The 6,000-nt window shown below is 43.7% G+C and carries 6 protein-coding genes; 5 read left to right on the forward strand and 1 reads right to left on the reverse strand.

The annotated features are described in order from the left end of the window. Positions 1–429 precede the first annotated feature (429 nt). The gene (locus GCA01S_RS13235; protein ID WP_017437282.1) at positions 430–1,377 is read right to left on the reverse strand and encodes an aldo/keto reductase family protein; all 948 of its coding nucleotides are present in this window, start codon (positions 1,375–1,377) and stop codon (positions 430–432) included. A 226-nt stretch (positions 1,378–1,603) separates the two neighbouring features. Here GCA01S_RS13235 and GCA01S_RS13240 point away from each other — a divergent pair, with 226 nt between their 5' ends. From GCA01S_RS13240 to GCA01S_RS13260, 5 genes are all read left to right on the forward strand, one after another. Further along, positions 1,604–2,332, forward strand: coding sequence for an amino acid ABC transporter ATP-binding protein (locus GCA01S_RS13240; protein ID WP_017437280.1), 729 nt, complete (start codon positions 1,604–1,606; stop codon positions 2,330–2,332). 46 nt (positions 2,333–2,378) lie between these two features. After that, a complete protein-coding gene (locus GCA01S_RS13245) occupies positions 2,379–3,239 on the forward strand; it encodes a glutamate ABC transporter substrate-binding protein (protein ID WP_017437279.1) in 861 nt (286 codons plus the stop codon). Between the two features lie 76 nt (positions 3,240–3,315). Continuing rightward, on the forward strand, positions 3,316–3,969 hold the full coding sequence (locus tag GCA01S_RS13250) for an amino acid ABC transporter permease (protein ID WP_042410657.1): 654 nt from the start codon (positions 3,316–3,318) through the stop codon (positions 3,967–3,969). Between the two features lie 18 nt (positions 3,970–3,987). Then, positions 3,988–4,638 carry an amino acid ABC transporter permease gene (locus GCA01S_RS13255; RefSeq protein WP_042410660.1) on the forward strand — a complete coding sequence of 217 codons (651 nt, stop codon included), beginning with the start codon at positions 3,988–3,990 and terminating at the stop codon, positions 4,636–4,638. A 93-nt stretch (positions 4,639–4,731) separates the two neighbouring features. Further along, on the forward strand, positions 4,732–6,000 hold a 1,269-nt coding region (locus GCA01S_RS13260; RefSeq protein WP_042410662.1), incomplete at its 3' end, for an ATP-binding protein.

A 6,000-nucleotide genomic window follows, 5' to 3' on the forward strand; every position in this document is an offset into this window, starting at 1 on the left:
ATTGTTTTATATTATAAAACACAGTTTTATAATATAGATAAAAATAATTAACGCCATTGAATCGATTTTATAATATTACAAATTTTCATAATAGTCAAGCTAAATTTTTATTAAAAATGTCTACATAATTCTGTTGAAATCCCTTCTCTTCTAATATATAGATTTTCGTTACATTTATTCAATTTTCGCAAAGATGAGCGAGTATTAATGAGATAAGTGAGATTTTAAAATAAATTTCACACGATAAGTTTGATTGTATACAGAAATTATAATCATACTGTTAGCCATTTGTTCTTCTTTTTTTCTCCCTATAAATATTCCTTCAACACACAACTCATTTACTCTTCATAAATTTAACTTTGAATAGACAAAAATCTTTAGACTAAAAAAGAGACAGGCATCTTACCTGTCTCTTTCTCTCTAGTTTACCTATGCAAGAATTTGTTCAATTTTCTCAAGCACATCTTCTGTTAATTGGACGTCCACGGCTTTGACGTTTTCTTCGACTTGTTCCGGCCGGCTGGCGCCGATGAGGGCGCTTGCGACGTTCGGCTGGCGCAATACCCAGGCGAGCGCCAATTGGGAAAGGGTGATGCCGAGTTCGGCGGCTACTTTTTCTAATTGCTCGACTTTGACGAGAATTTCCTCTTTTAGTAAGTCACTCATAAACATATTGGATTTCGGGTCGCTCGCCCGGCTTCCCTCCGGCGCTTTTTGCCCGCGTTTATATTTTCCGGTCAGCACGCCTTGTGCCAGCGGCGAGAAAACGATTTGGCTAATGCCGTTTTGTTCGCAAACCGGAATGATTTCTTTCTCAATGTAACGGTGGAACATGTTATATTGCGGCTGGTTGACAACGATGCGGTCCAATAAATATTTATCCGCCGTGCCAAGCGCTTCTTGAATTTGCTGGGCTGTCCATTCGCTGACACCGACATATAGCACTTTGCCTTGACGCACAAGATCATCAATGGTACGGAGCGTTTCCTCTACCGGCGTTTCCTTATCATAGCGGTGACAATAATAAATGTCGACGTAATCTAATTGCAGACGTTTTAAGCTGGCATGGAGCTGTTCAAACACATGTTTGCGCGACAAGCCGCGGTCGTTTGGGCCGTCCCCCATCGGCCAAAACACTTTCGTCGCCAATACGTATGATTCGCGCGGATATTTGCGCAATGCTTCGCCGACGATTTTTTCTGCTTCCCCGCGGGCGTACACGTTGGCTGTATCAAACGAGTTGATTCCCAACTCATACGCTTTATCAATGACACGAATCGCCGCTTCTTTCTCAATTGAATTGCCGTATGTAAGCCAGCTGCCTAAACTAATCTCACTTACTTTCAGCCCTGTTCGCCCGAGCTTCCGGTATTTCATCGTTTTCTCCCCTTTCCAAAAGTATAGACAAATCCACTCGTACACATAATCATTATAATACTTTTAATATTCATGTGGAAATAAATTTTATAAAATATTCCGATACCTATTACATCCCACATCGCTCCTCTTAGAAGATTATCGTCGTTTTCGGTAGATTTCTGTAGTTCTTGTTTACAATCAATTCTGAAAACAACAACAATTTTCACAAAAAGGAGGGGGTTTATTGATTTATTTTCATCAAGTAAACAAATATTACGGTGATTTCCATGTCTTAAAAGATATTAATTTAACGATCCATCAAGGGGAAGTCGTCGTCATTATCGGGCCATCCGGGTCGGGGAAAAGCACATTAGTTCGCTGCATCAATCGTTTGGAAACAATTTCGAGCGGCGAATTAATCGTGGATAACGTCAAAGTCAATGACAAACACATCGACATTAACCAACTGCGGCGCAACATCGGCATGGTGTTTCAGCATTTTAACTTGTATCCACACATGACCGTATTGCAAAACATTACACTAGCGCCGATGAAAGTGCTTCGCATTCCTGAGAAAGAAGCGAAAGAAACGGCAATGTATTATTTAGAAAAAGTTGGCATTCCTGACAAAGCAAATGCCTACCCTTCCGAGCTATCCGGCGGCCAGCAGCAGCGCGTGGCGATCGCCAGAGGCTTGGCGATGAAACCGAAAATTATGCTCTTTGACGAGCCAACATCAGCGCTTGACCCGGAAACGATCGGCGAAGTGCTCGACGTCATGAAACAATTGGCGAAAGAAGGCATGACAATGGTCGTCGTCACCCACGAAATGGGATTTGCCCGCGAGGTAGCAGACCGCATCGTATTTATGGACCAAGGCCGCATTTTAGAAGAAGCGCCGCCGGAAGAGTTTTTCGCCAACCCAAAAGAAGAACGGGCGAAAGTATTTCTGCGCCGCATTCTCAACCATTAATGAATGAGCAAAGAAATGTTTCGAATCAAACAAAGGGGGTTTTTTTATGAAAAGAAAAACGGTTTGGAAAATATGGATCACCCTTGCACTTATCGCATTATTGAGTATTACTGCTTTAGCCGGATGCAGCAGCGAATCATCCACGTCCAACAAAGGGGACGGGGCGAAATCGACGGAAACGTCGGCCGGGACGAACACGTTAGAGAAAATTAAAAAGCGCGGCAAACTGATTGTCGGCGTCAAATATGACTTAAACCTGTTTGGGCTCAAAAATCCGGAAACCGGAAAAGTAGAAGGATTTGATATCGATATCGCCAAAGGGTTGGCGAAAAAAATTCTCGGTGACGAAAACAAAATCGAATTAAAAGAAGTAACATCCAAAACACGCATCCCAATGCTGAATAACGGCGAAATCGACGCGATTATCGCTACGATGACCATCACGGAAGAGCGGAAAAAAGAAGTGGATTTCTCCGATGTCTATTTTATGGCCGGCCAATCGCTGCTAGTCAAAAAAGACAGCAAGATTAACAGCGTGAAAGATTTGAAAAAAGGGATGACCGTGTTAACGGCAAAAGGTTCTACTTCCGCGCAAAACATTCGCAAAGCAGCACCACAAGTCAATGTATTAGAATTTGAAAACTACGCCGAAGCGTTTACGGCCTTAAAAGCTGGACAAGGCGATGCGCTTACAACAGACAATGCGCTGCTTTGGGGAATGGCAAAACAAGATCCAAACTACCGCGTTCTTGACGAAACGTTTACCGAAGAACCATACGGCATCGCCGTCCGCAAAGGAGATAAAGAATTATTGCAAGTCATTAACGAATACTTAAAAGAAATTAAAGAAAACGGCGAGTACGACAAAATTTACGAAAAATGGATCGGAAAAAAACCGCAACAATAATACGAAAAAACAGATGAGCGGTATTGGTTTCGCTCATCTGTTTCATCTTCAGGACGAAACGAGGTGAAAAGCCGTCATGTTACGATATTCCATTTTGTTCGACCATTGGGATATGTATTTGCAAGGGTTTACCAATACGTTAAAAGCTAGTGTTCTCGCTCTCATCGGAAGCTTAGCCATCGGCATCATTATCGCCATTTTTCGGATTGCGCCGATCCGTCCGTTAAACTGGCTTGGTGCGGCCTATGTCGAATTCATCCGCAACATTCCGCTTGTTTTAATCGTCTTTGTCTTTTTCGTCGGTCTGCCCGCCGTTGGCATCCGCCTTGATCCGTTTACCGCGGGCACGCTCGGTTTGATGGTATACACCGCCGCATTTATCGCCGAAGTCATCCGTTCAGGAATATTGGCCGTTCCAAAAGGACAAATGGAAGCCGCGCGCTCTTCGGGACTGACGTACTTGCAGACGATGCGCTACATCATCTTGCCGCAGGCGATTAAAATTGTCATTCCGCCGCTTGGAAACCAATTTATCAATCTAGTGAAAAACTCATCTGTGTTAGGAGTGATCGCCGGGTTCGACCTTATGTATTTCGGCGATTTAATTTCGTCGGAAACGTTCGTCACCTTTGATGTCTATATTTTCGTCGCTCTATTTTATCTTGTATTAACCATACCGTTAAGTTTAGGCGTCGGCTATTTGGAACGCCGCCTGGCCAAAACCCGGTAAGCGAGGAGGGACACAGCGATGGACTTTGCCGGTGCATACGCCCCAGCGCATCTCACCTTTTTATTGCAAGGATTTTTAGTGACGTTAGAAGTTGCGTTTATATCCATTATTTTTAGTTTTATCTTTGGAATCATCATTGGTGTGATACGCTATACAAAAATTCCTGGCATTTCGCAAATTTTTGCTGTTATGGTGGAAACGATTCGCAATCTCCCGCTGCTTTTGATTATTTTCTTTACGTATTTCGCCCTTCCGGAAGTAGGGTTGAAGCTGGATAAATTTTATGCCGCCATTGTCGCCCTAGTTGTCTTTGAATCAGCGATGCTGTCGGAAATTGTGCGCAGCGGGCTCAACTCGATTGACAAAGGGCAAATCGAAGCGGCGCGCTCTTCCGGGCTCACGTATGTGCAAACATTATGGTATATCATTTTGCCGCAAGCCTTGCGCCGAATGGTGCCGCCCATTGTCAGTCAATTTATTTCATTACTGAAGGATACATCGTTAGCGATCGTTATCTCCCTTCCAGAATTGATGAACCATGCGCAAATTATTAACGGACAAAATGTCAACTATGTCATTCCAATTTTCATTTTAGTAGCGCTGATGTATTTTGCTGTCAATTATTCACTGTCGCTTGTTTCTCGAAAACTGGAATACAGACAGCGCTAATCTAGGAAACCTCGTGTAATTAGGTCTATTTTCCCCCTTTTGTTATATAATAGAACAAAAAAGGGGAAATAGCGTGTGGACAGGGGAAAAACAATGCATGAACGGCTTTTGATGATCACCATCCTCATCATGGCTACCGCCTTCTTCGGCGAAATGAAAATTAATCCGTTTGACAGCCCGTTTCGATTCTCATTAGGAGGAGCAGTATTTTTTTTCGGACTCATTTCCTTTGCAGCGCTTCCCCCGCTTATAATCGGGATTTGTGCAGGCTGTTTCGTCGTCATTTTCCGCGTTCTTCTCGATCTATTGACAGGAGAGGCGGCTGTTGCCGATAGCTTTTTCACCCATGCCCCGGCGGCATGTTACTATATCAGCTTTGCTCTCATCGTATCCGCAGTTCGCTTTCGCCGCTTGATGAAAATGCCAATCCGTGCCGGGGTGTTTGGCGCGGGGCTTGATTTTTTTTCCAATGCTTGTGAATTGTTCGTCCGCTATTTGCTAGGCGAACCGTTTACCGTTACCTATCAATCAATGGTTGTATTAGTATTATTTGCCATTTTACGCAGCTATTGTGTCATTGGAGTGTACAATATTTTGATGACCAAACATTTTCAGTCACTGGCGGAGGCGCGAAAGCAGGAATTAGAACGATTGCTTATGATTAACACAGGAATGTATGAGGAAACGTTTTATTTACAAAAATCGATGCAGTTAATCGAAGAAATTACTCGCAAAAGCTATGAACTATATTCCTTTTTGATAGAAGGAAAAAAAGTTGAACCACACGCTGCACTTTATATCGCCGAACATATTCATGAAGTGAAAAAAGATATACAGCGCGTTTTCGCCGGCCTGTCCAAATTAATCGGACGCCAGCCGCTTAAGGAACGTCTTCCGATTGATGAGCTGTGCGGCATGGTAATTCGCGCAAACGAAAAATATGCCGAGATGGCGGGAAAAACGATTACATTTACGCATACATGCCCAGTAGATTTGTCCACCGATCACGTCTACCCGCTGCTTTCGGTTCTTAACAATTTAGTAGCCAACGCGGTGGAAGCGATTCCGTCGACCGGTGCAATCCATCTGCATGCGCGGTTGCAGGAACGCCACCTTGTGATCGAAATTACCGATACCGGAACGGGCATCGCCAAAGAAGACGCGGCTTGGATTTTTCAGCCCGGTTTTACGACCAAATATGATTCATATGGCAATCCATCAACAGGCATCGGTCTTACTCATGCGCGCGATATCATGCAAAGCTTCTCCGGACACATCGAACTTGTCAAAAGCAAACCAGGGCAAACGGTGTTTCGCCTAACCATCCCGACCGATCAACTGTTAAAGAAAGGAGCATTCCTG

Origin of the sequence: Parageobacillus caldoxylosilyticus NBRC 107762, assembly GCF_000632715.1 — a bacterium.
Lineage (GTDB): Bacteria > Bacillota > Bacilli > Bacillales > Anoxybacillaceae > Saccharococcus > Saccharococcus caldoxylosilyticus.